We start from the raw sequence: 26,614 nt of genomic DNA, 5'->3' as shown, positions 1-26,614 counted from the left end.
CCGGAGGATTGACCGGGGGCGGGAGTCGCGACAGCGCGGGCGTTTCAAATGACCGGTAACGGAACGTGCGCAACCGGTTTCGCGAAGTGGCCCAGAGGCCGTACTCTCCCATAGTGAACTAATGGGGGTTTTGTTACTCATGGCCGACCCAAACGACACACGCGACAGCGGACCGCGCATGGGCTCACCTCTGTGGGCCTATCTCGCCACCGTCATCACGATCGGGTTCACCGCCCTCGTCGTGGCCCAGTGGTGGATCAGCCCGCCGGAGCTGGCCGACCTCGCCCGCAGCCCGCTGTTCTGGATGCTGACGGCCCTGGTCGTGCTGGGGGAGCTGCGGCCGGTGCTGCTGTCGTCGTCGATGACGGTGGGCGGCACCTACCCGTCGACGATGTTCACCTTCGCCGCGCTGCTCCACTACGGGCTGCCGGTCGCCGTGCTGATGCAGGCGGTCGGCATGGTCGTCAACTGCGCCGTCACCCGCAAGGCGTGGCACCGGGTCATGTTCAACATCGCCCAGGCGACACTGGCCTGCACCGCGGCCGGGCTGGTGCTCGCGCTGTTCGGGAGCCCTCCGTCCCCGGAGGTCTCCTGGGTGCCCAGGGGGCCCGACATGCTCGCGATCGGGCTGGCCGGGCTCGCCTACTTCGTGGTCCGGGCGCTGCTGGTCTCCGGCGCGGTGGCGCTGCACGAGCGCCGGTCGATCAACCGGGTGATCAGGACCACGATCGGCCACCAGAGCCTGGTCTACGCCGGGCTGCTCGGGCTGGCCCCGCTGGTGGTGGTGGTGATGAACCACTCGCCGGCACTGGTGCCGCTGTTCGTCGCCCCGATGGCCGCCGTCTACTTCACCGCCACCCTGTCGGTCCGCCGCGACCACCAGGCGATGCACGACGGGCTCACCGGGCTGCCCAACCGCAAGCTGCTCGTGCTCGGCACCGAGGAGGCGCTCGCCGAGGCGCGGCTGAGCGAGCGGGTCGGCCTGTTCCTGCTCGACCTCGACAGGTTCAAGGAGGTCAACGACACGCTGGGGCACCCGGTGGGCGACCGGCTGCTGCAGATCGTGGCGCACCGGCTCACCCACAGCGTACGGCCGGGCGACGTGGTGGCCAGGCTCGGCGGCGACGAGTTCGCGGTGCTGCTGCCCTCGATCAGGGACGCCGCCGCGGCCCGGGAGGTGGCCGCGCGGCTGCGGGTGGCCCTCACCGAGCCGGTCCTGCTGGAGGGGATGACCTTCGACCTGGACGCCTCGGTCGGCATCGCGCTCTACCCCGACCACGCGCCGGACTTCGAGCTGCTGCTGCAACGCGCCGACGTCGCGATGTACCTGGCCAAGGAGGGGCGGACCGGTGTCGAGATCTACGTCGCCGACAAGGACCGAAACAGCCCCGAACGGCTCAACCTCATCGGCGACCTGCGCAGGGCCATCGACCGCTCCGAGCTCCGGCTCCACTACCAGCCCAAGCTCGACCTGGCCAGCGGGCAGGTGCGGGGGGTGGAGGCGCTGCTGCGCTGGCGTCACCCGGAGCGGGGGATGATCTCCCCGGGGGAGTTCGTGCCGATGGCCGAGCAGTCCTACCTCATGCGGCACCTCACCCAGTACGTCATCGACGCGGCACTGGAGCAGGCGGCTCACTGGTGGCATACCGGAGTGCATGAGCAGATATCGGTAAACGTTTCCGCCCGTGATCTGCTCGACTCCGCCCTCCCCGACCGGCTGGAGGCGGGCCTCGCCCAGTACCGGCTGCCGCCCAAGGCGATCCAGCTGGAGGTCACCGAGCGCATCCTGATGACCGACCAGGCCTACACCGCCGACGCCGTCCGCGCCCTGGCCTCGCTCGGCGTGCCGCTCGCGCTGGACGACTTCGGCACCGGCTACTCCTCGCTGGTCCGCCTGCAGCGCCTGCCGGTCTCCGAGGTCAAGATCGACTCCTCGTTCGTCCGCAGGATCTGCGAGTCCAAGGACGACGAGCGGATCGTCCGCTCCATCGTCGACCTGGTCCGCTCCCTGGGCCTGCGCTCGGTCGCCGAGGGCGTCGAGTCCGCGGAGGTGGCCACCTGCCTGGCCGACATGGGGTGCGACCTCGCCCAGGGCTGGCTGTTCGCCGAGCCGATGTCGGCCGTCGACGCCACCGTCTGGCTCCGCAAACACCGCGGTCCGGCCACGCCCGGATTCTGTTTCCTCGGCTCCGCCGAGGTCCTCGACCCCCAGACGGCCTAGTCTCCGGATCCGGCGGGCCGCTCGGAGCCCGCCGTGCGGCCGGTCGGGCGGGGCCGGACCTCTCCGGCCGGCCGGAGGCCTCATCACCGCCCCCGCGTACGGCGGCGCGGCCGGTCCGACCCTTCCAACAGATCTTCGCGGGGTTACCGCGACGTTAATGAGTCAGGCACGTTAGGTCACGAGCCCTAAGATGACAGTGTCCAATTGCCATTCCACGAAACGGGTTCAACGACTCATGTCCGCCATAACCCGCGACGAGGTCGCTCACCTCGCCCGGCTGTCCCGGCTGGCGCTGGCCGACGAGGAACTCGACCACTTCGCCGCCCAGCTCGATGTGATCATCGGTGCGGTCGCCCGCGTCGCCGAGGTGGCGGCCGACGACATCCCGCCGTCCTCGCACGCGCTCCCGCTCACCAACGTCTACCGCCCCGACGAGGTACGGCCCAGCCTGACGCCCGACCAGGCGCTTTCGGGCGCCCCGGCAGTCGAGGACGGCCGCTTCCGTGTTCCGCGCATCCTCGGGGAGGAAGCATGAGCCTCATCCACAAGTCCGCCGCCGAACTGGGCGCGCTGGTCGCAGGCGGAGAGGTCTCGGCCGTCGAGGTGGCCCAGGCCCACCTCGACCGGATCGCCGCCGTCGAACCGCAGGTCAACGCCTTCCTGCACGTCGACGCCGAGACGACGCTGGGGCAGGCACGCGCCGTCGACGCCCGCAGGGCCGCCGGGGAGGACCTCGGCCCGCTCGCCGGTGTGCCGATCGCGCACAAGGACGTCTTCACCACCGTCGACATGCCGACCACGGCCGGATCCAAGATCCTTGAGGGCTACCGCCCGCCGTACGACGCCACCGTGACCCGCCGCCTGCGCGAGGCCGGACTGGTGATCCTCGGCAAGACCAACCTCGACGAGTTCGCGATGGGCTCCTCCACGGAGAACTCGGCCTACGGTCCCACCCGCAACCCGTGGGACCTGAGCCGCATCCCGGGCGGCTCCTCCGGCGGCTCGTCCGCCGCGGTCGCGGCCTACGAGGCCCCGCTGTCCACCGGCACCGACACCGGCGGCTCGATCCGCCAGCCCGCCGCGGTCACCGGCATCGTCGGCATGAAGCCGACCTACGGCGGCTCGTCCCGCTACGGCCTGATCGCCTTCGCGAGCTCCCTGGACACGCCGGGCCCCTTCGCCCGCAACGTCATGGACGCGGCGCTCCTGCACGAGGCGTTCTCCGGACACGACGCCATGGACTCCACCTCCATCGACGCCCCGGTGCCCTCCGTCGTCGAGGCGGCGCGCAACGGCGACGTGGCCGGGCTGCGCATCGGCGTGGTCAAGGAGTTCGGCGGCGACGGCTACCAGGCGGGCGTGCTCGCCCGCTTCCACGAGACCGTCGAGCTGCTGGAGTCCCTCGGCGCCAAGGTCGTCGAGGTCTCCTGCCCGTCGTTCAGCACGGCCCTGCCGGCCTACTACCTGATCGCCCCGTCGGAGGCCTCCTCCAACCTGGCCCGTTTCGACGCCATGCGCTACGGCCTGCGCGTCGGCGACGACGGCACGCGGAGCGCCGAGGAGGTCATGGCGCTGACCCGGGCCGCCGGTTTCGGCCCCGAGGTCAAGCGGCGCATCATCCTGGGCACCTACGCGCTGTCCAGCGGCTACTACGACGCCTACTACGGCCAGGCGCAGAAGGTCCGCACGCTGATCGCGCGTGACTTCGAGGCGGCCTTCCACCAGGTGGACGTGCTCGTCTCGCCGACCACGCCGACCACGGCGTTCCCGATCGGCGAGCGGGCCGACGACCCCATGGCGATGTACCTCGCCGACCTGTGCACCATCCCGACCAATCTGGCGGGCAACGCGGCCATCTCGGTGCCGTGCGGCCTGGCCGACGAGGACGGCCTGCCGGTCGGCCTGCAGGTCATGGCTCCGGTGCTCGGCGACGACCGCTGCTACCGGGTCGGCGCCGCGGTGGAGAGGGCTCTCGAAGGCCGCTGGGGCGGCAGCCTGCTGTCCAAGGCCCCGGCGCTGTAGGGCGCTGCGGGGCTTTCGGGGCGACAGGGCGACAGGGGGAACGGCGGCATGATCACTCGGATCGAGATCGACGGGTTCAAGTCATTCTTGAACTTCGACCTCGACGTGCCGCCCTTCCTCGCGCTGGTCGGCCCCAACTCAAGCGGCAAGTCGAACCTGTTCGACGCCGTCGGATACGTCGCGGACGAGATCGTCGGTTCCGGCGGGCTGCTCGACGCGCGCCGCGGCCTGCCGGGGGAGCAGTTCCACCGGGTCGCGCGGGGCACTCCCGTGCCGGGGTTCGTCGTCTCGGTGGAAGCCCTGGTCTCCCCGGAGCCCGGCGCGCTGCTGCCGATCCGGTTCGACGTGGGCGCGGAGATGGTGCTCAGGATCCCCAGGTCCAGCGGGGCCGTCATCAGCCATGTGGCCCACCGGCTCCCGGAGGAGCTGCTGGAGTTCATGGTCGAGGACCCGGAGCCGGAGATCACGCCTCGCCGTACGGTCCAGTCGTGGCGCCGCTACGTCCCGTCGCCGGGGGCCATGCGCCGCCGGTCCTCCCCGGCCGACCGCGGGCCGCTCGCGGCCGACGGCGCGAACCTCGCCGCGGTGCTCGGGCGGATGGCGGGCTCGGCGGCGCTGGCCGACCTCGTGGCCGACCTCGCCGGGGTGGTCCCCGACGTGGTCGGGCTGGTGCCCCGGGCCGACCGTGAGGAATGCTCCTTCGACCTGGTCGTCGACGGTCAGGGCACGGTGCCGGCCCCGCTGCTGTCGGACGGGACCCTGCGGATCCTCGGCCTGCTCGCGGCCCTGCACGATCCGGACCACTCCGGGACCCTGCTGGTGGAGGAGATCGAGAGCGGGGTGCACCCGAGCCGGCTCGGCGAGCTGCTCCGCCGGATCCGGCAGCGGATCGCCGAGCCGGGGAGCGTGAAGCCGTTCCGGCAGGTGATCCTCACCAGCCACTCCCCGGTGGTGGTCGCCGAGATCTACCGGAGCGACCCCGGCGCGCTGACCTTCCTGGACACCGCCGTCCGCGTCGACCCCGACAAGGACCGGGTCTCGCGGGTGACCGTGGCCAAACCGGTCCAGCCGGACGGCGAGCCGGGCACGTACGTGTCGCCCCGGCAGGTCCGCAAATACCTGGGCGCGGCGGCATGAGCCGCCCCCTGGTCCCGGGGCTGGTCGCGGAGGGAGAGGCCGACGAGGGTTTCCTCGGCATCGTCATCTCCCGGCAGCTGCGCGAGCTCACGTGGATGTCGCCGCACGCGGTCGACGTCGAGGCGACGGAGGTCGTCTCGTGCGATCGGGAGCACATGGTGACGGCGCTGGAGGAGCTCGCGGCGGACTGCCACCTGCTCTTCACCCACGACGACATACGGGAGCGCGGGAAGACGGGCGGCAAGACGGACGGCGTCCGCTACCACTCGCACTACCTGGTGCCGGTCATCGGTCTGGGAGAGACCGAGGCCTGGCTGCTCGCGGACCGCGGTGTGTGGGCCGGTCTGGAGGGCAGCGACCTCAGCCTGCTGCCCGCCCGGCCGCGCGACGTCGAGAGGATCACGGACCCCGCCGGGATCCTGGCCGTGACCGTTCCCCGCAGGGGGAAGCCGATCCGCGACTACTTCGAATACATAGGACGGAACATCGATCTCGCGGTCCTTGCTCAGGTGCCCGCCTACGCGGACTGGGTCGCCGAGACGAGAAACGCACTGAAGGGACTTGGTTACCTGTGAGCGGGAGAGAACCCGACGCAGTGAGCGTAGTGGCGCGCGAGGGACGAGCGCTCCGCGTAGTAAATGAGGAGTGGTGAACGACCGATGAACACCGAAACGCTGATGCCGTACGACGAGGCGCTGGAGCGCTTCGAGCCGGTGCTGGGCCTGGAGACGCACGTCGAGCTGGGCACGGCGTCGAAGATGTTCTGTGGTTGCCCGACCACGTTCGGCGCCCCGCCGAACACCCATGTCTGCCCGGTCTGCCTGGCCCTTCCCGGGGCGCTGCCGACGGCCAACGCCGCGGCGATCGAGTCGACGATCCGGATCGGCCTGGCGCTCAACTGCTCGATCGCCGAGTGGTGCCGCTTCGCCCGGAAGAACTACTTCTATCCGGACATGCCGAAGAACTACCAGATCAGCCAGTACGACGAGCCGCTCTGCTCCGACGGCTACCTCGACGTCGAGGTGGACGGGAAGACCGTGCGGATCGAGATCGAGCGGGTCCACCTGGAGGAGGACACCGGCAAGTCCACCCACGTGGGCGGTGCGACCGGCCGCATCCACGGCGCCGACTACTCGATCGTCGACTACAACCGCGCGGGCATCCCGCTGGTGGAGATCGTCACCAAGCCGATCCCGGGGACGGACCGGCTGGCCCCCGAGATCGCCCGCGCCTACGGCACCGAGCTGCGCGAGGTCATGCGCGGTCTCGGCGTCTCGGACGTGCGCATGGAGGAGGGTTCCATGCGCTTCGACGTGAACGTCTCCCTCATGCCGCGCGGCTCCTCGGAGTGGGGCACCCGTACCGAGACCAAGAACGTGAACTCGCTGCGCAGCGTCGAGCGTTCGGTCCGCGGTGAGATCGAGCGCCAGGCCGCGATCCTGGCGGGCGGTGGCCGGATCTTCCAGGAGACCCGCCACTTCCACGAGAACACCGGCACCACCACCTCGGGCCGCTCCAAGGAGGAGGCGCAGGACTACCGCTACTTCCCCGAGCCCGACCTGGTGCCGATCGCCCCCGACACCGCGTGGGTGGCCTCGCTCAAGGCCGCCCTGCCGGAGCTGCCGAGCGCGCGGCGCAAGCGGCTCCAGCAGGAGTGGGGCGTCTCCGACCTCGACATGGCGGCGATGCACAACGCCGACGCCATCGGCCTGGTCGAGGCGACGGTCGCCGCCGGTGCCCCGCCCGCGGACGCCCGCAAGTGGTGGATGGGCGAGCTGGCGCGCCGGGCCAACGAGGCCGGGGTGCCGCTCAGCGAGCTGCTGATCACCCCGGACCAGATCGCCCGGGTGTGCGCGATGGTCGCCGGAGGGGCGCTGAACGACAAGCTGGCCCGCCAGGTGCTGGAGGGCGTGCTGAACGGGGAGGGCTCCCCGGACGAGGTGGTGGCCGCGCGCGGCCTGCAGATCGTCAACGACGAGGGCGAGCTGACGGCGATCATCGACCAGGTCCTGGCCGACAACGCGGCCGCGGCCGACAAGGTCCGCAGTGGCAAGATCGCTGCGGTCGGCGCTCTCGTCGGCGGTGTCATGAAGGCCAGCCGCGGCAAGGCCGACGCGGGCCGGGCCCGTGAGCTCCTGCTGGAGAAGCTGGGCGTCTCCGAGTAGTCCGCTCGGGTCTCCGCGGGCCGCTCTCCGCGCGGACCATATAAAAGGCCCCGCCGATCGAAAGACCGGCGGGGCTTTTGTATGTGGTAATTCCGATTTTTCATATCAAGTACATATTGACTCAATTGTTCATTACTTGCACAGTAATCACGTTAGTAACCCCTTTATCTCTGGCGCTGTTCGGCCCCAGGATCGGAGAACGCGTGAAAAGGTATTTGGCGCTCCTGGCCATGGTCTCGGCCGTGCTCGGCGGGACGCTGGCGACCGTCTCCCCAGCTCACGCCGCCACCCCCGCCCCCAGCGCCTCGGCGGCCCTCGGAGTGGACGCCGTCATCGTCGCCAACGGCGTCCGCCTGCGGTCGAGTCCCGGAGGCTCGTACGTGATCGGCCTTCTCTACTACGGCGATTACGGCCAGATACTGGGCTCGTCGAATGGCTGGTGCCGCTTCCGGCTGGGCGGCAGGTCGTCGTCCGGGCTGCCCGCGGGGACCACGGGCTGGGCGTCCTGCTCCTACTTCGCGACGGAGGAGGGCCGGCGCATGTCGGAGGTGTCCGTCGACTCCCTGGAATAGCGGGCTCCCCACGACCGACTCCCCGCGACGGCGGTGGTCCCGAGGGGGCGGGCGGGGCCCCGCCGCTCTCCGGTGAAACCGTTGGCGAAGTAGTTCGAACAGCAGCGGCCCCGTGATCACATGAGTGATCACGGGGCCGGTTTCATGTCAGGAGGCGTGTGCTCCGCCGGATCGACCGAGATCAGGGGCGGCGTGCTCGCGTGGCGGGTGGCCTCGCGCCGGGTGCGAGGTCCTACGACCAATGGCGTACGGCATACCCGGCTGTGGTCGGAGGCGGCAGCGGGCGAGACCGCCGTAGCGTCAACGCCATGAAGATCGGAATTCTCGGAACGGGCAACGTAGGACGGGCACTGGCCGTTGGCTGGGCCGGTGCGGGCCATGACGTCGTCCTGGGATCGCGGCGGTCGGACGACACGGATTTGCGAGCGGAACTGGCGGCTGCGCTGGGAGAGGGCATACCGGTCGTGGACCCGTCCTCAGCCGTCATGGGTGCGGAGGTAGTGGTCAACGCGACGCCCGGCACCGCATCCGTGCCGCTGCTCGCCGAGATAGGCGCCCCGGCCCTGGCGGGGAAGGTGCTGCTCGACGTAGCGGTCGGTTTCACTGAGGACGGCGCGCTCTCCCATCCTGGAGAGAGCCTGGGAGAGGAGATCCAGCGAACGTTTCCGGACACGAAGGTCGTCAAGACGCTCTGTACCGTCGACGCACGGCTCATGGGCGCGCCTGACTCGTTGGAGGGGCCGAGCACGATCTTCCTCTCGGGGGATGACGCCGAGGCCAAACGCGCGGTCGGCGGCCTGCTGAACGAGCTGGGCTGGCCTGCGGAGTCGCTGCTCGACCTGGGAGGCATCACCACGGCTCGGGGCCAGGAGCATTACAGCTTGCTCTTTCTGGGGATCGCCGGCGCCATCGGCTCGTACGGCTTCGGGATACGGGTGGTTCCTCCGACCCGGGGCTAGGGGCAGTCTTCAACCCTTTGCGTTGGCTCCTCATGGTGGATCGGCGGCATAGCCGAGCACGGGCCGGTCCGCGCTCCAGAAATCCACGCGCAACAGCGTGTGAGATCGCCGATACGGTTCGGCAGAGAAGATCTTCCGGGGTGGATCGAGCTTGCTCACGGACAGACACCCGGCGGAGGCTCGTCCCGCGGCAAGACGCAGGGTGGCGACGCGCGATGTACGGGTCGGGGCCGGTGGCGTGCTGGTAAGCCAGGCGTCGAGCCCGGTGGGGTTTATCGCCGCGGTGGTTAGTAGGTGCTGGAGATGGGTCTTGGCGGTGCCGCGGTAGCGGGACCGCCGTGATCATGGGGTCGTTACTTTTTGATCTACTTCGCCAACGATGTCCCTCCGGTACGGCGGGCCCCGGGAACCGGCCGGCACATGCCCGGCGCCCGGGGACGGTCTACGCGCCGCGTGACGGGCGTGCGACCAGCTTCCTGACGAGCGGGGCGGCCAGCACCAGCAGCGCGACCACCAGCAGCACCGCCGCTATCGGGCTCCTGACCAGGACCGTCACGTCGCCCGCGCCGATGGCCAGGGCCCGGCGGAGCTGGATCTCGGCCATCGGGCCCAGGATCATGCCGATCACGGCCGGGGCCACCGGGAGCCCGAAGCGGCGCATCGCGAAGCCCAGCATGCCCAGGATGTAGAGGATGACCAGCTCCACCCAGGAGGAGTTGAGGGCGTAGACGCCCAGCGCGGCGAACAGCACGATGCCCGCGTAGAGGTAGGGACGGGGCACGTGCAGCACCCGGGCCCAGAGCGGGGCCAGCGGCAGGTTGAGCACCAGCAGCATGGTGTTGCCGATGAACAGCGAGGCGACCATGCCCCAGACCAGCGCCGGGTTGTGGTCGAAGAGCTGGGGGCCGGGCTGCAGGCCGTACTGCTGGAAGGCCGCCAGCAGGATCGCGGCGGTCGCCGACGTGGGCAGGCCCAGCGTGAGCAGCGGGACGAGGGTGCCCGCGGCCGAGGCGTTGTTGGCGGCCTCGGGGCCGGCGACGCCCTCGATGGCGCCCTTGCCGTACTCCTCGCGGGCGACCCCGCGGGCCAGGCGCTTCTCGATCGAATACGACAGGAAGGTGGGGATCTCCGCGCCGCCGCCGGGCAGCGCCCCGAACGGGAAGCCGAGCGCGGTGCCGCGCAGCCACGGCCGCCAGGACCTCGACCAGTCGGAGCGGCCGAGGAACGCCCGGCCGACCGGGACGACCTCCGGCTCGCCGTGCCGCAGCCGCGAGGCGACGTAGAGCACCTCGCCCAGCGCGAACAGGCCGACCGCGACGATCACCACGTCGATGCCGTCGAGAAGCTGCGGGACGCCCAGGGTCAGCCGCGCCTGCCCGGTCTGCTGGTCGATGCCGACCAGGCCGATGACCAGGCCGATCCCCAGCGAGGCCAGCCCGCGCACGACCGAGCGCGACAGCACCGACGACACCGCGGTGAAGGCCAGTACGGCCAGGGCGAAGTAGTCCTCGGGACCGAACGAGATCGCGAAGTCCACCACCAGCGGAGCGGCGACGACCAGCAGCCCGGTGGCGATCGTGCCCGCGACGAACGAACCGATCGCGGCGGTGGCCAGCGCCTGGGCCGCCCGGCCCCGCCTGGCCATCTTGTTGCCCTCGAGCGCGGTGATCATCGAGGAGCTCTCGCCGGGGGTGTTGAGCAGGATCGAGGTGGTGGACCCGCCGTACATGCCGCCGTAGTAGATCCCGGCGAACATGATGAACGCGCTCGCCGGGGGGACGGTGAAGGTGATCGGCAGCAGCAGCGCCACGGTCATGGCCGGTCCGATGCCGGGCAGCACCCCGACCAGCGTGCCGAGAGTGACCCCGACCAGCGCGTAGAGCAGGTTGACCGGGGTCAGCGCGGTCGCGAACCCCTCCATCAGAAGCTGGAACGAATCCACCTAGATCACCCCCGACAGCAGCCCCGCGGGCAGCGTCACGCCCAGACCCTTGACGAAGGCCAGGTAGGTGACGGTGGACAGCACCACCGCGATCACGCCCGCCTGCAGGCGCCGGGTGGCCCCGAGCACCACCGAGAGGCCGAAGAAGAGCAGCGCGCCCGCGATGATCCAGCCGAGCAGGTCCAGCAGCCCGGCGAAGGCCAGGAAGACCACGCTCACCAGCGCGACCGTCCGCCAGTCCGCGCGGGCGCCGGCGTCGACGTCCTCGCTCTCCTCGGGGTCGCCGTGGCCGCCCCGGACCACGTCGATCACGTAGAACAGCCCGATCAGCAGCAGCGCCGAACCGACGATGACCGGGAAGAACCGGGGCCCCAGCCCGAGAGAGGAGCCCTCGGTGCTGACGTCCGCGGTCCCCGCGATCACGAAAACACCCAGCCCGAGGACGATCAGCGCCAGGACGAGTTCGGGCCGCCGCCATGAGTGCGCCGGGCCGGCGCCACGGTCGGTGGCGCCGGACGGCTCTTCGGTGGAGTACATCAGGAGACGAGTCCCATTTCCGCGATGATGGTCTTGACCTTGGCCTGCTCGGCGGCGAGGTAGTCGGCGAACTGCCGGCCGGTCTGGAAGGAGTCGATCCAGCCGTTCTTGGCCACCGCGTCCTTCCACGCCTGCGAGTCGTGCATCTTGGTGACCAGGTCGGTCAGGTTCTTCTTGGCGGCGTCGTCCAGTCCGGGCGGGGCCACGAACCCGCGCCAGTTGGCCAGCTCGACGTCCAGGCCGCCCTCCTTCAGGGTGGGCGAGTCGACGCTGTCGACACGGGCGGGCGAGGTCACGCCGAGGGCGCGGAGCTTGCCGGACTTCACGTGCTCGGCGAACTCGCCGATGCCGGAGATGCCCAGCGCCACCTTGTTGCCCAGCAGCGCGTTGAGCGCCTCGCCGCCCCCGGAGTGGGCGATGTAGTTGACCCGTTTGGGGTCGATCCCGGCGGCCTTGGCCATCAGGCCCGCCACGATGTGGTCGGTGCCGCCGGCGGAGCCGCCCGCGATCGCGATCTTCGCGGGGTCGGCCTTCCAGGCCGTCACCAGGTCGGCCAGCGTCTTGTACGGCGATTCCGCCGGAACCACGACGATCTCGTACTCCTCGGTGAGCTTCGCGATGGGCGTGGTCTCGGCCAGCGTGACCTTCGACTTGTTCTGCTCCACCGCGCCCACCATGACCAGGCCCATGGTCATCAGCAGGTCGCCGTTGCCCTTCTGGCCCGCGAGCTGGGCCAGACCGATGGTGCCGCCCGCGCCGGGGACGTTGTAGACCTCCACCTTGCGGGACGGCTCGGCCGACTTGAGGGCCTCCGCCGCCGTACGCGAGGTCTGGTCCCACCCCCCGCCCGGCGAGGCCGGAGCCATGATTTTCAGCGTGCCGACGCCCGAACCCGAGCCCGAGCCCGAGCCCGAGCCGCACGCGGTGAGGGCGGCGAGGGACAGGGCCGCGAGGGCGGCGAGTCTCCGAAGACGCATGGTCAACTCCCAACAACGGAAAGAAAGCGTGGTGAGGATGCTGGGCGTCGCAGACAACGGTGTCGATCCTTTGCGAGGTTGCCGTCGTATCGGTCGTATTGGTCATGCCGGGCACGGTCGCCGCGACCGCGCCGTTATCTCCGACTGCTTTCATAATCTCCCTGACCAGGGAGTTCACTCGTGCGACGCATACTCAACGCCTCCCTCGGCACCCAGCTGTTCGTGCTGCAGACGGTGATCGTGTTCCTCGCGGTGGGCGGTACGGCGGGCGTCTGGATGGAACACACCCGCAGCCAGCTCGACCGGCAGTACCAGCAGCGCGCGCTGGCGATCGCTGAGTCCGTCGCAGGGCTTCCCCAGGTCCGCGAGGCCTTCGCGCGCCCCCGGCCGGAGCTGAGCCTGCAGCCGATCGCCGCCGGGGTGCAGGCGGCCACCGGCGCCGACTACGTGGTGATCGCCAATCGCGAGCAGATCCGCTACGCGCACCCCAACACGGCCCTGATCGGCAAGAGGCTGTCCACCGACGGCTCGGAGATCCTGAGCAGCGGCCACGCCTGGACCGGCATCCAGACCGGCACCCTCGGCCGCTCCGTGCGCGGCAAGGCCCCGATCTTCGACTCCTCCGGCCGGGTCATCGGCCTGGCCTCGGTCGGCGTGCTCCAGGACACCGTCGCCGACGAGCTCGGCTCGGCGCTGCCGCCGCTGCTGTGGACCGTGCTCGCCGTACTCCTCGCCGGGTCGGCGGCCACCGGGCTGATCGCCCGGCGGGTCCGCCGGCAGACCTTCGGGCTGGAACCCCGGGAGATCGCGGCCCTGCTCGAACAGCGCGAGGGGGTGCTGCACGGCGTGAAGGAAGGGGTGCTCGCCCTTGACCTCCAGGGCCGGGTGACGCTGGTCAACGACGCGGCCCGCGACCTGATCGGCCTCTCCGCCCACGACGTGGGCCGGGAACTGCGTGAGATGCCGCTGTCGGACCGGATGCGAGACGTGCTGGACGGCGTGGACTCCGGCGACGACCGGGTGGTGCTCCACCGCGACCGCGTGCTCGTGCTCAACCGCACCCCGGTCGCGGTCCGCGACCAGCAGAGCGGCTGGGTGGTCACCCTGCGCGACCGGACCGAGCTGGTACGGCTGGCACACGAGCTCGACCAGGCCAGCAGCACCACCGACGCGCTGCGCGCCCAGGCCCACGAGTTCGCCAACCGGATGCACACCGTGGTCGGCCTGCTGGAGCTCGGCGAGCACGACATGGCCGTCAACTACATCACCCAGACCTCCGAGGCCTACGGTGTGTACGCGTCCGGCATCCGGGAGAAGGTCGCCGATCCGACCCTGGCCGCGCTGCTGCTGGCCAAGTCCGCCGAGGCGGCCGAGCGGGGCGCGTCTCTGCTGCTCGCCGAGGACTCCCGGGTGGAGGAGGGCGTGCTCGGCGACCCCCATGACGCCGTGCTGGTGGTCGGCAACCTGGTGGCCAACGCCCTCGACGCGCTGGAGGAGATCGGCGGCACGGTCGAGGTCTCGGTCCGCACCGAGACCGACGGCCTGCACGTCCGGGTCGGCGACTCCGGTCCGGGGATCACCCCCGGCCTGGCCGAGGAGGTCTTCCGCGAGGGCTTCACCACCAAGATCGCACACGCGGGCCCGCGCGGCCTCGGACTCGCCCTGACCCGCCAGGCGTGCTCGCGCCGGGGTGGCTGGGTGCGGGTGCACAACGCCGGCGGCGCCGTCTTCACGGCCCTGCTGCCCCGTCGCGAGGACCCCGAGGGGGCCCGGCCGCGGGGAAGCGGGACGGGCGAGCGGCGGAGGGACGGATCGGACGGGCGGCGGGAGAGCGGGACGGCCGGGCAGAGGGAGAGTGGGACGGGCGAGGAGAGGGAGAGCGGGACGGGCGGCGGGCGGGGCCGGGTCACGGACGCGGAGGTGTCGTGGTGATCCGCGTGCTCGTCGTCGACGACGACTTCATGGTGGCCAGGATCCACAGCGGCTACGTGGCGCGGGTGCCCGGGTTCACGGTGGTGGACGCCGTGCACACCGGCAGGGCGGCGGTCGCGGCGGTGGCCGAGCACCGGCCCGACCTGGTGCTGCTGGACATCTACCTGCCGGACATGTCCGGCCTCGACGTCCTCATGACGCTCAGGGGCGTGTCCCATCCGGTCGACGTCCTGGTGATCACCGCCGCGCGCGACGTGGCGACGGTCCGCGCGGCCATGCGCGGCGGCGCGGTGAACTACCTGATCAAGCCCTTCACCGCCGGAACGCTCACCGAGCGCCTCGGACAGTACGCCGACACCCGCAGGCAGCTCGCCGCCATCGGGTCCGAGGTCCGCCAGGACGAGGTGGACCGGTTCTTCGGCGCGGCCAGGGGCGGGCCGCCGCCGCTGCCCAAGGGGCTTTCGGCCACCACCTGCGGCCTGGTCGCCGACGCGCTCAGGGAGACCGGCACCGACGTGTCGGCGGCCGAGGCGGCGGTGCTCACCGGGCTCTCCCGGGTCAGCGCCCGGCGCTACCTGGAGTACCTGTGCGCGGCGGGTCAGGCCGAGCTCCGGCCTAGGTACGGCACAGCCGGGCGGCCCGAACACCGCTACCGGTGGACGGGCTGATTCGTTACGCCTTTTCGGGCCTTGGCCGATGGTTGTGGTTTAGGGTTAACGGAGGTAAAAACTGCGAAGCAGGAGGAGACGGAGGCCGTGCGGAACGCCGGAGCGTCGATAGACCCGCCGACGGACCCGTTCGCGGCAGTGCCCCTCCCCTCACGCCCGGTCCGGCCGGGCGCCCGCGACCCCAACGCTGCTTCCTCCGGCGACCGTCCCAAGGGCGGACCGCGGCTCCCTCCCGGCGTCTCGCCCGACATCTTCGGTCCATCGGGGGGCGCCCAGCCCGCGGGGTCCTCCGGGTTCGGCCGGTCCGCCACGGGATCGGCCGGGCTGCCGCCGGCGGCCTCACCGCCCCAGCCCTGGAAGATGGCCACCCCGCCCGAGCGTCCCCTCCAGGAGCGGCCCCCGCGCGAGGAGCCCCCGGCCGCGTCCGGCGGTGACCCCCGGCAGCCGGAGTCGTCCCGCTACGAGGAGCCGTCCCGCCGGGGCCGCAGGCTCACCGTCCTGCTCCTGCTCCTGCTGCTGCTCGCCGGTCTCGCCTATGCCGTGCCCGCGATCGTCATGTCCGGCAAGATGCTGCCCGGCACCCGCGTCCACGGCGTCGACATCGGCGGGCTGACCGCCACCGAGGCGGCCGACAAACTCAGGGACCGGCTGCCCGGCAAGGCGGGCGAGGAGATGGTCGTCCGGGCCGTCGACAGGAAATACTCCATCGATCCCGAGAAGGCCGGGCTGGAGTTCGACGTGGTCGCCACGATCGACCAGGCGCACAGCGGCTTCCCCGCTCCGATGGAGGTCTGGCGGGCGCTGACCGGCACCACCGAGCTGGCCCCCAAGATCTCCGTCGACTCCGAACGCATGCAGAGCACCGTCACGGCCCTGGCCAGGAAGATCGACCTCAAGGTCCGCGAGGGCGCGGTCACCTTCGAGGGCGGCAAGCCGGTGGTGGTGACCCCCCGCGACGGGCGCGAGCTGGAACGGGAGGCCGCGGCCCGCGCCATCAGGAACGCCTTCCTGGGCCCCGTCGGCGAGGTCGAGCTGCCGGTCTCGGTGATCAAGCCCAAGGTGACGGCCGAGGTGGTCAGGGAGGCCGCCGCCGACGCGGGGAAGGCCCTGTCCGGCCCGGTCACCCTGACCTACGCGGGCAGGCAGGCCCAGCTCCCGGTGGAGACCCTCGCCGCCCACCTGTCCTTCGAGCCCGACAGCTCCGGCGGCATGGGCCCGGTGTTCGACGCCAGGAGCGCGGTCGCGACCGTGGAGAACAGGCTCGTCGATCCGGCCCTGGCCCCACGCGAGCCCACCTTCCAGATCGTCGGCGCCGCGCCGAAGCTGATCCCCGGCCGCAAGGGCAAGGGGATCGACGACGACAAGCTCGCCGAGGCCGTGGCCCGGATGGTCGCCGAAGGCGGCAGCCGGACCATCCCGGTGGTCCTCACGACCGTCCAGCCCCGGGTCTCCGAGGCCGAGGTGCGCAAGCTCGGCATCAAGGAGAAGATCAGCGAGTTCACCACCCCGTACGACTGCTGCCTGCCCCGGGTGACCAACATCCGCACGATCGCCAAGCTCCTGGACGGCTACCTGGTCAAGCCCGGCGAGACCTTCTCGCTCAACGGCGTCGTCGGCCAGCGCGACACGGCCCGGGGCTTCGTCCCGGCACCCATGATCCAGGGGGGCCGGCTGGTCGACTCGGTGGGCGGCGGCATCTCCCAGTTCGTCACCACCATGTACAACGCGGTGTTCTTCGGCGGCCTCGAGGACGTCCAGCACATGGCGCACGAGTTCTACATCTCGCGCTACCCGGCCGGCCGCGAGTCCACGGTCTCCTGGCCCGCGCCGGACTTCCGCTGGAAGAACGACTCCAAGTACGGCGTGCTGGTGAAGACCTCCTACACGGACAAGGGGGTCACGGTCGCCTTCTGGAGCACCAAGCGCTACGACATCGAGTCGATCTCCTCCGATCGCTACGACGTCACCCCGTTCAAGAGCGCGACCGACAGCGGTCCCACGTGCATCCCGATGGTCGGCCAGCAGGGGTTCACCATCGACGTGACCCGGGTCTTCAAGCAGGACGGCAAGGAGGTCAAGCGGGAGACGAAGAAGACCGTCTACAAGCCCGAGACCGACCTCAAGTGCGTCCCGTCCACCACTCCCGCCCAGGACGAGTAGTCCCGGAGTCTGTCCGTTCTGCGGTGGATGTTCTGGTTGCTCGTACTGCGGCGGGTGTTCCGGTTGTGGTGGCTGTTCTCTGTTCGCGCTGCGGTGGGCGGGTGTTGCGGCCGGCCGTCGTTGGCGGGGGCCGGTGTTCTCAGGCCTCCGGCCTGGCGGGCGTGGTGGTTGCGGTCCTTTTATACGCCGGCCGCAACACCCGCCCACCTCCGCGCCATCTCGTCTCGCCGTACGGCATGCACGCCGTAGCCGCTCGCTTTCCGGCCGCTCAGTGGAGCGGGGAGGCTGAAGCGATCTCCGCATGACCGTTCAGGGCGCGTCGCCGTAGCTGAAGCGTCACTTTCGAAAGGAGCGCACAGCCAGGCGCTGTGGAAGAGGGGCGCACAGCCGGGCACCGTGGAAGAGGCCCTGGGCTGTCCTGCACCAGGTAGGGCCGGCGTCGCGCTCCGGGCGGGAATGCCGGAGCCCACCGGGGCGCGCAGGCGCGGACCGTCATCTGCGGATCAGTGAAAGCCTCCGGAGTTACGAGGTCAGGACCAGGATGCGGTCGTCGCCGGGGGCGGGGGAGCCGCGGCCGTCCTTGTTGCTGGTGCCGATCCACAGGGAGCCGCCGGGGGCGGCGGCGACCGCGCGGAGCCTGCCGTACCGGCCCTCGAACCTGGCGGCGGGGGTGCCGGCCGTGCCGTCGGCGGCGAGGGGGACCTGCCAGAGCCGGCGGCCCCGCAGGGCGCCGACCCAGAGGGAGCCGTCGGCGTAGGCCATGCCGGAGGGGGAGGCCTCGTCGGTGCTCCAGGTGACGACCGGGTCGATGAACCGGGGGCCGCCGCCGGCACCCTCGACCTCGGGCCAGCCGTAGTTGCCGCCCTTCCTGATGAGGTTGATCTCGTCGAACGAGCTGGACCCGAACTCGCTGGCGTACAGCCGGCCGGACGGGTCCCAGGCCAGGCCCTGGACGTTGCGGTGGCCGTAGCTCCAGACGACGTCCCGGAACGGGTTGCCGGGGGCGGGGCGGCCGTCCGCGGTCATGCGGAGGATCTTGCCGGCGAGCGAGCCGCGGTCCTGGGCGAGGTCGCGCTCGCCGGTCTCGCCGGTGGTGGCGTAGAGGTATCCGTCGGGGCCGAAGGCCAGGCGGCCGCCGTTGTGGATGCCGCCCTTGGGGATGCCGTCGAGGATCACGGTGGCATCGGTCAGGCCCCGGTCGTAGCGGTAGCGCACGATCCGGTTGTCCCGGGCGGAGGTGAAGTAGAGGAAAACGGACCGGTCCTTGTCGAAGCCGGGGGAGACGGCCACGCCCATCAGACCGCCCTCGCCGTCGGGGCGCACGTCGCCGATCTCGCCGACCTCGGTGACCTTCCCCGCCTCGGTGACCCGCAGCAGCCTGGCGGTGCCGCGCTCGGTGACCAGGGCGTCGCCGCCGGGCAGGAACGCGATGCCCCAGGGCACCTCCAGGTCCTCCACCAGGGTGCGCGGTTCGCCGGAGGGGGCGGCGGCCACGGCGGAGGCGGGGGTCCGCGCCGTGCCGGCGGGAGCCGCCGAGCAACTCGCCAGCAGCGCCGCCACCAGTGCCGCTACCGGGACGGGAGCCAGTCGTGCCATCCGAATCATGCGAACCTCCTCCTTCATTCATACCGTCGTATATGGGGGGAGGTTCCAGGACGATCCCCTGGATAATGCAGCCATGAAGATCTGGGTCCCCTCCAAAGCCGCCGTCGACGTCCTCAGTGATCTACCCGATGTGGAGTGCGTCGTCTACGACGGCACCGGCCCGGTCCCCGACGGGGCAGGGGAGGTCGAGGTCTGGGTCCCGCCGCTCCTCACGGTGGCGGGGCTGCCGGAGCTGCTCGGCCGGATGCCCCGGCTGCGGCTGCTGCAGACCGTCACGGCGGGGGTGGACGCCTACCGGCCGCACCTGCCGGAGGGCGCGGTGCTGTGCAACGCGCGGGGCGTGCATGACGCGGGCACCGCGGAGTGGGCGGTGGGGGCCATGATCGCGGTCATGCGGGAGTTCCCCGGGTTCGCCGCCGCGCAGCGCGAGGGCGAGTGGACCTACCACCACACCGGTGTGCTGGCCGACTCCACGGTGCTGATCATCGGTTATGGCTCGATCGGCGAGGCGCTGGAGCGGCGGCTGGACGGTTTCGAGGTGGACGTCGTCCGGGTGGCGAGGACCGCCCGGGGTGACGTGCACGGCCAGGACGAGCTGCCGGAGCTGCTGCCCCGGGCGGACGTGGTGGTGCTCCTGGTCCCGTCGACCCCCGCCACCACGGGGCTGGTGGATGCGGACTTCCTGTCGGCGATGAAGGACGGCGCGGTGCTGGTGAACGCGGCCAGGGGCGCGGTGGTGGACACCGACGCGCTGGTCGCCGAGCTGCGGAAGGGCCGGATCCTGGCCGCGCTCGACGTCACCGACCCCGAGCCGCTGCCCGCGGGGCATCCGCTGTGGACGGCGCCGGGGGTGTTCATCACCCCGCACGTCGCCGGCAGCACCCCGGCGTCCGGGCGGCGCCTGCTGAAGCTTCTCCGCTCCCAGCTCCTGCGCTACCTGGCAGGTGAGCCGCTCAAGAACGTGATCACCGGCTCGTACTGACCCCGATCCGCGCCGCCCTGGACCCGTGCCGACCAGCTCTTTACCTGCTGTAATCCGTACCGACCGGGAAAGGAATCCGGACCGTGGCTACCTCGTGACCTCGGGTCCGTACGGTGATTGACTGCGACCCTGATCGCTCGCATGGTTATCAGATCGGTGACGACTACGGCGTTGTCACCCCCCGCACCGGCCGGAGAGCACACACTGACCGTGTGCCGTCGCGGAAGCGAGACGAATCGACACTGATGGGCAGACGACATTGATCCGCTGGCGTGACCCCCGGGTACCGCTGACCGCCGCTGCCGGAACCGGCGCGGTGGGGCTCGTTGCCGCCCTTCTCAGTGGTGTCTCGCCCGGGACCGTCGGAGCGGTGGCGGGTGTCGTCGCCGCCGCGATCGCCGCGGTGTCACTGTTCGCCGGGCTTCTCCGGGGCGCCGACCGGCGCAGGGCGACGGCGGTCCGGTGGCTGGCCGGTGGCTCGGTCACCTGGCTGGTCGGGGTCGGTGCGCGGCCGCTCGCGGACGGCACGCCCTTCGCCGTGTCCTTCGCCGACCTGGTGGTCCTCGTCGGTACGGCGATGCTCACCGTCGGCACCGGGCTGTCCGCCACCCGGCCCGCGCACGGGCGTGCCCTGCTGCGGGATCTCGCCGACTCCTACATGTGCGCCGGCTCGCTGTTCGTGATCGGCTGGGTCCTGCTGCTGGGCCCGTCCTACCGCCAGGCCGACGACGCCGGCACCTTCGCGATCACCATCGCCCCGCCGCTGCTCTGCCTGATCCTCGCGTGCGCCGTGGGCCCGGCGGTGCTGCCGATCCGGCGGTCCGCCTGGCCGATGGGCCTGGCGGCGCTGGCCGTGCTGGCCGCCATCACGGCGTCCGAGACGGGCACCGCGCTGGCCCGCGTGAGCGGCGACGCGCCGCCGCTGCTCGGGGTGTGGCTGGCTCCGGCGGCCTTCCTGCTGCTGGCCGTCGTCCCGTGGAGCGGCCGTACGGCGCCCGCCGCGGGCCCCGACGACGAGGAGGAGGAGCCGTCCGTCGGGCAGGCCACCTCCTGGCTGATCGCGGCCCTGCCGCTGATCCTCGTCGTGGCGGCCACCGGGGTCGTGCTCCTGCGCGTGCTCGGCGGCAGGGTGCAGGGGCCGGTCCCGGTCCTCGCCCTGGTGTCGACGTCGATCGTCTGCGTCCTGGTGGTGCGCCTGTTCGTGGTGCTGATGGAGACGGGCCGGATGCGGCGCCTGGTGGATCTCGGCGAGCGGCAGCTCCAGGACCTGGCGGAGAGCACCGGCGACGTGGTCCTGCTGTGCGACTACGACGGCGTGGTGCGGGAGATCGGCGAGGGCGTCGAGATCACGTACGGCTACCGCCCCGACGAGCTGGTCGGCGGGACGATCTTCGACTACATCCACCCCGAGGACGTGCCCGGGATCCAGGTGGCGCTGCGCGCGATGAGCCTGGACGAGGAGCCGGTCGAGGGGCCGGGCACCTGCATGATCGCCTGCCGGGTCCGGGCGTCCGACGGCACCTGGCGGCCCACCGAGTCGGTGGCCACCCGGCACGTGCGCGGCGAGGACCTGCTGCTGGTCACCACCCGCGACGTCAGCGACCAGGAGGCCCTGCGCAACCAGGTCGCCCACCTGACCTTCCACGACGGCGTCACCGGTCTGCCCAACCGGGCCTACTTCGAGGAGCGCACCCGCGAGGTGCTGGCCCGTCCGGGCGCGAGCAGCGCCGTGGTGGTGTTCCTGGATCTGGACGGCTTCACGGCGGTCAACGACTCGGTCGGCCACGCCAGCGGCGACTATCTGCTGGGCCAGGCCGCCCGCAGGCTCCGCGCCGCCGTACGGGCCGACGACACCCTGGCCCGCTGGGGCGGCGACGAGTTCGCGGTGCTGCTGGAGGCGGCGGTGGACGCCCAGACGGCGGTGGATCTGGCCGAGCGGCTGGTCCGCACGGTCTCGTCCGAGCCGTTCCGGGTGGCCGACCGTGACATCGCGCTGACCGCGAGCGTCGGGGTGGCCTTCGCCGAGGACGACGTGTCCTCCGGAGACCTGATCCGTAACGCCGACGTGGCGATGGCCAGGGCCAAGGATCTCGGAGGGCGCCGGGTCGAGGTGTTCGCCGCGCACATGCACGCCGACGTGGTGCGCCGGCTGGAACTCGCCGCCGACCTGCAGCGGGCGCTGCTGGAGAACCAGTTCGCGATCGAGTACCAGCCGGTGGTGGACCTGGCCACCTCGCGTGTCACCGCCGTGGAGGCGCTGGTGCGCTGGTGGCGGGGGAGCGCGTTCGTGCCGCCCGAGCACTTCCTCGGCCCGGCGGAGGACACCGGCCTGATCGTCCCGCTGAGCGAGTGGATCCTGCGCGAGGCCTGCCGGGAGGTCGCCGCCTGGCGCGCGTCCTCCTGGGACATCGGGCTGTCGCTCAACCTGTCGGCCCGGCAGATCATGGCGCCGCGTTTCGTGGAGACCGTCGAGTCGGCGCTGGCCGAGAGCGGCCTGCCGCCCAGCGCGCTGACCCTTGAGGTCATCGAGGAGATGCTGGTCGAGGACGCCGACGAGACCATCACCCGGCTCTCGGAGCTGCGCAGGCTCGGGGTGCGGCTGGCCATCGACGACTTCGGCACCGGCTACGCCTCGCTGGCGTTCCTGCGGCAGCTCCCGGTGGACATGATCAAGATTGACCCGTCGTTCGTGTCGGGGCTCGGCCGCGACGAGACGCTGACGCTGCTGACCCGCACGATCGTACGGCTCGGCCACGATCTGGGGCTGATCGTGGTGGCCGAGGGCATCGAGCGTCCCGAGCAGCTTGAGCTGCTGCGCGAGATGGGCTGCACCCGGGGTCAGGGCTTCCTGGTGGCGCGGCCGATGGCCGCCCGCGGGGTCGACTCCCTCATGCGCACCAGCCTCTCCAGCCTGCACAGCGGTGTCTGACGGCGCGCGCGCCGCCCTGCGGCGTGCGCACCGAGGAGTGTGTCTTTCCTCACCGCTTGTCCGTTCTGTTACCTCGTTTTCCTGTCCGGACCGGGTCCGCGCCCGTATCTGTCATCTCGGACTTTGAGACTCCTGTCCCATGAATTTGACGCAGACGCACTCTGTCGGCCATGGTGGAGCCATGCATCACAGTGGGATTCTCGTAGTACTTCGCCGGCGCGCAGGCCGATAGCGAAGCACTTCGACCTGCGCGCCGCCCCAGCTCCGCCGTCTCAGGCGGAATGGGGCATTTTTTATGCCGCCAAACATGCTTAGCCACACAAGGAACGAGCCGATGACCGAACAGATGACAGGTGCCCAGGCCCTCGTCAGAGCGCTGGAGCACGTCGGGGTCGACACTGTGTTCGGGATCCCGGGCGGCGCGATTCTCCCCGCCTACGATCCTCTCTACGACTCGGCCAAGGTCCGGCACGTGCTTGTACGGCACGAGCAGGGCGCAGGCCACGCGGCCCAGGGCTACGCGCAGGCCACTGGCAGGGTCGGGGTCTGCATGGCCACCAGCGGCCCGGGCGCGACCAACCTGGTCACCCCCATCGCCGACGCCTACATGGACTCGGTCCCGATCGTCGCGATCACCGGCCAGGTGGCCAGCGCCGCCATCGGCACCGACGCGTTCCAGGAAGCCGACATCTCCGGCATCACCATGCCGATCACCAAGCACAACTTCCTGGTCATCAACCCGGATGACATCCCCAGGACGATCGCCGAGGCCTTCCACATCGCCGCGACGGGGCGTCCGGGGCCGGTGCTGGTCGACATCGCCAAGGACGCGCTCCAGGCGATGACGACCTTCCAGTGGCCGCCGGTGATGCAGCTGCCGGGCTACCGCCCGGTGACGCGGCCGCACTCCAAGCAGATCCGGGAGGCGGCCAAGCTGATCGCCGACGCCAAGCGGCCGGTGCTCTACGTCGGCGGTGGCGTGCACAAGGCGCGGGCGGCGGCGGAGCTGCTGGAGTTCGCCGAGCTGACCGGCATCCCCGTGGTCACGACGCTGATGGCGCGCGGCACCTTCCCCGACAGCCACCGCCAGCACCTGGGCATGCCGGGCATGCACGGCTCGGTGCCGGCGGTCGGGGCGCTGCAGCGCTCCGACCTGATCATCGGGCTCGGGGTCCGCTTCGACGACCGCGTCACCGGGCAGCTGTCCACCTTCGCCCCGCACGCCAAGATCGTCCACGCCGACATCGACCCGGCGGAGATCTCCAAGAACCGGCACGCGGACGTCCCGATCGTGGGCGACTGCAAGGAGGTCATCTCCGACCTGATCGCCGCGGTGCGCAACGAGGACCGCAAGGGCGACTACAGCGAGTGGTGGACCCAGCTCGACGCCTACCGGGCGACCTACCCGCGGGGCTACGACGAGTTCGAGGACGGCTCCCTCGCCCCGCAGTACGTCATGGAGCGGCTGAGCGCGCTCGTCGGGCCGGACGCCATCTACACCGCGGGCGTCGGCCAGCACCAGATGTGGGCCGCCCAGTTCATCGGCTACGAGAACCCCGGGACCTTCATCAACTCCGGCGGCGCCGGCACGATGGGCTTCGCGCTGCCGGCCGCGATGGGCGCCAAGATGGGCAGCCCGGACACCACGGTCTGGGCCATCGACGGCGACGGCTGCTTCCAGATGACCAACCAGGAGCTGGCCACCTGCACCATCGAGGGTGTGCCGATCAAGGTCGCGATCATCAACAACGGCAATCTCGGCATGGTCCGGCAGTGGCAGACGCTGTTCTACAACCAGCGCTACTCCAACACCGACCTGCAGACGGTCCGCCGGATCCCGGACTTCGTGAAGCTGGCCGAGGCGTACGGTTGTGTCGGCCTGCGGTGCGAGCGCCCCGAAGACGTGGACGCGACCATCAAGAAGGCGATGGAGATCAACGACGTGCCTGTCGTGGTCGACTTCGTGGTCCACCAGGACGCCATGGTCTGGCCGATGGTCGCGGCCGGGACCAGCAACGACGAGATCAAGTTCGCGCGCGACATGGCGCCGGTCTGGGACAGCGAGGACTAGCGGTGAGTGATCGAAGCGAGCCGGCGGACAGGCGCAGAGGCCCGGCGGGCGCGCGAGCGGGCCGCCAGGCGAGGAGGAAGGCATGAGCAGGCACACGCTCTCCGTGCTGGTGGAGAACAAGCCCGGCGTGCTCGCGCGCGTCGCGTCGCTGTTCAGCCGCCGCGGGTTCAACATCGACTCGCTGGCGGTCGGGCCGACCGAGCACGAGGACATCTCGCGGATGACCATCGTGGTCAACGTCGAGGAGTTGCCGCTTGAGCAGGTCACCAAGCAGCTCAACAAGCTGGTCAACGTGCTGAAGATCGTGGAGCTCGATCCGGCGCAGGCCGTGCAGCGCGAGCTCACGCTGATCAAGGTGCGGGCCGACGCCGAGAACCGCTCCAGCGTGCTGGAACTGGTCAACCTCTTCCGCGCGCGCTGCGTTGACGTCGCCGCCGACGCGGTGACCATAGAGGTCACCGGCACGCCGGACAAGCTGCAGGCCTTCATCAAGCTCCTGGAGCCGTTCGGCATCAAGGAGCTCGTCCAGTCGGGCATGGTGGCCATCGGCCGCGGCGCCCGTTCCATCACCGACCGTTCTCTCCGGGCCCTGGACCGGACTGCGTAACCCGCACGAGAAACCTGAAAGGTTAAGCAAGTGACTGAGATCTTCTACGACGACCAGGCCGACCTGTCGATCATCCAGGGTAGGCACGTGGCCGTCCTGGGGTACGGCAGCCAGGGCCACGCCCACGCTCTGTCCCTCCGTGACTCCGGCGTCGACGTCCGGGTCGGTCTGCCCGAGGGTTCCAAGAGCCGTGAGAAGGCCGAGGCCGACGGTCTGCGGGTGCTCACGCCCTCGGAGGCCGTCGAAGAGGCCGACCTGACCATGATCCTCGCGCCGGACCACATCCAGCGTCACCTCTACGCCGAGCACGTGGCCCCGAACCTCGTCGAGGGCGACGCCCTCTTCTTCGGCCACGGCCTCAACATCCGCTACGGCCTCATCGAGGCTCCCGAGGGCGTCGACGTGGCCATGGTCGCGCCGAAGGGCCCCGGTCACCTCGTCCGCCGCCAGTACACCGCGGGCCGCGGCGTGCCGTGTCTCGTCGCCGTGGAGAAGGACGCCAGCGGCAACGCCTGGGACCTCGCGCTGTCCTACGCCAAGGGCATCGGCGGCACCCGCGCCGGCGCGCTGAAGACGACCTTCACCGAGGAGACCGAGACCGACCTGTTCGGCGAGCAGGCCGTCCTGTGCGGTGGCGTGTCCGAGCTGATCAAGGCCGGCTTCGAGACCCTGATCGAGGCCGGCTACCAGCCCGAGGTCGCCTACTTCGAGTGCCTGCACGAGATGAAGCTGATCGTCGACCTGATGTACGAGGGCGGCATCTCCAAGATGTACTGGTCGGTCTCCGACACCGCCGAGTACGGCGGCTACTCCCGTGGCCCGCGCGTCGTGACGCCGGAGACCAAGAAGGAGATGCAGCGCATCCTCGCCGAGATCCAGTCCGGCGAGTTCGCCAAGGAGCTGGTGGACGAGTTCGACGGCGGGCAGAAGAAGTTCACCGCCTACCGCGAGGAGATCGCACAGCACCCGATCGAGAAGACCGGCGCCAAGCTCCGCCCGATGATGAGCTGGCTCAAGTAGCGGCGGGCCCCTCCCGGGCGGTTCCCGGGCGAACGGGGCGCCTCGTACGGCGACGCCCCCGTGACGGTCATCCGTCGCGGGGGCGTCGCCGTTCCCGTCGCCGTCTAC

Annotated in this window: 21 protein-coding genes; 16 read left to right on the top strand and 5 right to left on the bottom strand. The window is 70.8% G+C overall.

Annotation, left to right across the window (positions count from 1 at the left end; translation table 11 throughout):
- The first annotated feature begins 139 nt into the window (after nt 1-139).
- The 8 genes from SROS_RS38945 (at nt 140) to SROS_RS38910 (ending at nt 9,076) form a co-directional block, all read left to right on the top strand.
- Nucleotides 140-2,221, top strand: a complete 2,082-nt coding sequence (locus tag SROS_RS38945) for a putative bifunctional diguanylate cyclase/phosphodiesterase (RefSeq protein WP_012894461.1) — start codon at nt 140-142, stop codon at nt 2,219-2,221.
- A gap of 235 nt (nt 2,222-2,456) precedes the next feature.
- Entirely contained in the window at nt 2,457-2,756 is a 300-nt protein-coding gene (gatC, locus tag SROS_RS38940; protein ID WP_012894460.1) for an Asp-tRNA(Asn)/Glu-tRNA(Gln) amidotransferase subunit GatC, read from the top strand.
- The gene (gene gatA, locus SROS_RS38935; protein WP_012894459.1) at nt 2,753-4,243 is read left to right on the top strand and encodes an Asp-tRNA(Asn)/Glu-tRNA(Gln) amidotransferase subunit GatA; all 1,491 of its coding nucleotides are present in this window, start codon (nt 2,753-2,755) and stop codon (nt 4,241-4,243) included. Before gatC ends, gatA begins: the two co-directional genes overlap by 4 nt.
- Before the next feature lie 48 nt (nt 4,244-4,291).
- Nucleotides 4,292-5,380 carry an AAA family ATPase gene (locus SROS_RS38930; RefSeq protein WP_012894458.1) on the top strand — a complete coding sequence of 363 codons (1,089 nt, stop codon included), beginning with the start codon at nt 4,292-4,294 and terminating at the stop codon, nt 5,378-5,380.
- Nucleotides 5,377-5,955, top strand: a complete 579-nt coding sequence (locus SROS_RS38925) for a hypothetical protein (RefSeq protein WP_012894457.1) — start codon at nt 5,377-5,379, stop codon at nt 5,953-5,955. Before SROS_RS38930 ends, SROS_RS38925 begins: the two co-directional genes overlap by 4 nt.
- Nucleotides 5,956-6,039: 84 nt before the next feature.
- Nucleotides 6,040-7,545, top strand: coding sequence for an Asp-tRNA(Asn)/Glu-tRNA(Gln) amidotransferase subunit GatB (gene gatB / locus SROS_RS38920; protein ID WP_012894456.1), 1,506 nt, complete (start codon nt 6,040-6,042; stop codon nt 7,543-7,545).
- 203 nt (nt 7,546-7,748) lie between these two features.
- A complete protein-coding gene (locus SROS_RS38915; RefSeq protein WP_012894455.1) occupies nt 7,749-8,117 on the top strand; it encodes an SH3 domain-containing protein in 369 nt (122 codons plus the stop codon).
- Nucleotides 8,118-8,425: 308 nt separating this feature from the next.
- The gene (locus tag SROS_RS38910) at nt 8,426-9,076 is read left to right on the top strand and encodes an NADPH-dependent F420 reductase (protein WP_012894454.1); all 651 of its coding nucleotides are present in this window, start codon (nt 8,426-8,428) and stop codon (nt 9,074-9,076) included.
- Between the two features lie 30 nt (nt 9,077-9,106).
- On the opposite strand, the gene SROS_RS54100 is transcribed toward SROS_RS38910, so the two are convergent.
- The 4 genes from SROS_RS54100 to SROS_RS38895 form a co-directional block, all read right to left on the bottom strand.
- Nucleotides 9,107-9,235 (bottom strand): hypothetical protein, encoded by a 129-nt coding sequence (locus tag SROS_RS54100; protein WP_281047980.1) that lies wholly within the window; start codon nt 9,233-9,235, stop codon nt 9,107-9,109.
- Nucleotides 9,236-9,518: 283 nt separating this feature from the next.
- Nucleotides 9,519-11,018 carry a tripartite tricarboxylate transporter permease gene (locus SROS_RS38905; RefSeq protein WP_012894453.1) on the bottom strand — a complete coding sequence of 500 codons (1,500 nt, stop codon included), beginning with the start codon at nt 11,016-11,018 and terminating at the stop codon, nt 9,519-9,521.
- On the bottom strand, nt 11,019-11,555 hold the full coding sequence (locus tag SROS_RS38900; RefSeq protein ID WP_012894452.1) for a tripartite tricarboxylate transporter TctB family protein: 537 nt from the start codon (nt 11,553-11,555) through the stop codon (nt 11,019-11,021).
- Nucleotides 11,555-12,532 (bottom strand): tripartite tricarboxylate transporter substrate binding protein, encoded by a 978-nt coding sequence (locus SROS_RS38895; protein ID WP_012894451.1) that lies wholly within the window; start codon nt 12,530-12,532, stop codon nt 11,555-11,557. The genes SROS_RS38900 and SROS_RS38895 overlap by 1 nt, the downstream gene beginning before the upstream one ends.
- A gap of 180 nt (nt 12,533-12,712) precedes the next feature.
- Between SROS_RS38895 and SROS_RS38890 the strand changes: the two genes are divergently transcribed.
- The 3 genes from SROS_RS38890 (at nt 12,713) to SROS_RS38880 (ending at nt 17,292) form a co-directional block, all read left to right on the top strand.
- Complete coding sequence (locus SROS_RS38890) at nt 12,713-14,464, top strand: ATP-binding protein (RefSeq protein ID WP_012894450.1); 1,752 nt, start codon at nt 12,713-12,715, stop codon at nt 14,462-14,464.
- Nucleotides 14,458-15,132, top strand: coding sequence for a response regulator (locus SROS_RS38885; protein ID WP_012894449.1), 675 nt, complete (start codon nt 14,458-14,460; stop codon nt 15,130-15,132). The genes SROS_RS38890 and SROS_RS38885 overlap by 7 nt, the downstream gene beginning before the upstream one ends.
- 87 nt (nt 15,133-15,219) lie before the next feature.
- Nucleotides 15,220-17,292 carry a VanW family protein gene (locus tag SROS_RS38880; RefSeq protein ID WP_012894448.1) on the top strand — a complete coding sequence of 691 codons (2,073 nt, stop codon included), beginning with the start codon at nt 15,220-15,222 and terminating at the stop codon, nt 17,290-17,292.
- Between the two features lie 522 nt (nt 17,293-17,814).
- Here the strand turns inward: SROS_RS38880 and SROS_RS38875 are convergent.
- Nucleotides 17,815-18,897 (bottom strand): PQQ-dependent sugar dehydrogenase, encoded by a 1,083-nt coding sequence (locus SROS_RS38875; RefSeq protein ID WP_012894447.1) that lies wholly within the window; start codon nt 18,895-18,897, stop codon nt 17,815-17,817.
- A 73-nt stretch (nt 18,898-18,970) separates the two neighbouring features.
- Between SROS_RS38875 and SROS_RS38870 the strand changes: the two genes are divergently transcribed.
- The 5 genes from SROS_RS38870 to ilvC all read left to right on the top strand — a co-directional run bounded on the left by SROS_RS38870 (nt 18,971) and on the right by ilvC (nt 26,506).
- Complete coding sequence (locus SROS_RS38870; RefSeq protein WP_012894446.1) at nt 18,971-19,879, top strand: 2-hydroxyacid dehydrogenase; 909 nt, start codon at nt 18,971-18,973, stop codon at nt 19,877-19,879.
- 370 nt (nt 19,880-20,249) lie between these two features.
- Complete coding sequence (locus tag SROS_RS38865) at nt 20,250-22,808, top strand: putative bifunctional diguanylate cyclase/phosphodiesterase (RefSeq protein WP_245564438.1); 2,559 nt, start codon at nt 20,250-20,252, stop codon at nt 22,806-22,808.
- 307 nt (nt 22,809-23,115) lie between these two features.
- Nucleotides 23,116-24,879: an acetolactate synthase large subunit gene (locus tag SROS_RS38860; RefSeq protein ID WP_081453322.1), complete on the top strand. Its 1,764-nt coding sequence runs from the start codon at nt 23,116-23,118 to the stop codon at nt 24,877-24,879.
- 82 nt (nt 24,880-24,961) lie between these two features.
- A complete protein-coding gene (ilvN, locus tag SROS_RS38855) occupies nt 24,962-25,486 on the top strand; it encodes an acetolactate synthase small subunit (RefSeq protein WP_012894443.1) in 525 nt (174 codons plus the stop codon).
- Nucleotides 25,487-25,525: 39 nt separating this feature from the next.
- The gene (ilvC, locus tag SROS_RS38850) at nt 25,526-26,506 is read left to right on the top strand and encodes a ketol-acid reductoisomerase (RefSeq protein WP_043657831.1); all 981 of its coding nucleotides are present in this window, start codon (nt 25,526-25,528) and stop codon (nt 26,504-26,506) included.
- The last annotated feature ends 108 nt before the right edge of the window (nt 26,507-26,614 follow it).

The organism is Streptosporangium roseum DSM 43021 (genome assembly GCF_000024865.1).
GTDB classification, from domain to species: domain Bacteria; phylum Actinomycetota; class Actinomycetes; order Streptosporangiales; family Streptosporangiaceae; genus Streptosporangium; species Streptosporangium roseum.
The sequence above is the reverse complement of the archived record's forward strand: the minus strand, read 5'-3'. Positions and strand labels throughout refer to the sequence as shown.

Excerpts from the sequence above, each read along its gene's own strand:
- SROS_RS38945 (WP_012894461.1), top strand. The coding sequence starts at position 140 with ATGGCCGACCCAAACGACACACGCGACAGCGGACCGCGCATGGGCTCA.
- gatC (WP_012894460.1), top strand. The coding sequence starts at position 2,457 with ATGTCCGCCATAACCCGCGACGAGGTCGCTCACCTCGCCCGGCTGTCC.
- gatA (WP_012894459.1), top strand. The coding sequence starts at position 2,753 with ATGAGCCTCATCCACAAGTCCGCCGCCGAACTGGGCGCGCTGGTCGCA.
- SROS_RS38930 (WP_012894458.1), top strand. The coding sequence starts at position 4,292 with ATGATCACTCGGATCGAGATCGACGGGTTCAAGTCATTCTTGAACTTC.
- SROS_RS38925 (WP_012894457.1), top strand. The coding sequence starts at position 5,377 with ATGAGCCGCCCCCTGGTCCCGGGGCTGGTCGCGGAGGGAGAGGCCGAC.
- gatB (WP_012894456.1), top strand. The coding sequence starts at position 6,040 with ATGAACACCGAAACGCTGATGCCGTACGACGAGGCGCTGGAGCGCTTC.
- SROS_RS38910 (WP_012894454.1), top strand. The coding sequence starts at position 8,426 with ATGAAGATCGGAATTCTCGGAACGGGCAACGTAGGACGGGCACTGGCC.
- SROS_RS38900 (WP_012894452.1), bottom strand. The coding sequence starts at position 11,555 with ATGTACTCCACCGAAGAGCCGTCCGGCGCCACCGACCGTGGCGCCGGC.
- SROS_RS38895 (WP_012894451.1), bottom strand. The coding sequence starts at position 12,532 with ATGCGTCTTCGGAGACTCGCCGCCCTCGCGGCCCTGTCCCTCGCCGCC.
- SROS_RS38875 (WP_012894447.1), bottom strand. The coding sequence starts at position 18,897 with ATGATTCGGATGGCACGACTGGCTCCCGTCCCGGTAGCGGCACTGGTG.
- SROS_RS38870 (WP_012894446.1), top strand. The coding sequence starts at position 18,971 with ATGAAGATCTGGGTCCCCTCCAAAGCCGCCGTCGACGTCCTCAGTGAT.
- SROS_RS38860 (WP_081453322.1), top strand. The coding sequence starts at position 23,116 with ATGCTTAGCCACACAAGGAACGAGCCGATGACCGAACAGATGACAGGT.
- ilvN (WP_012894443.1), top strand. The coding sequence starts at position 24,962 with ATGAGCAGGCACACGCTCTCCGTGCTGGTGGAGAACAAGCCCGGCGTG.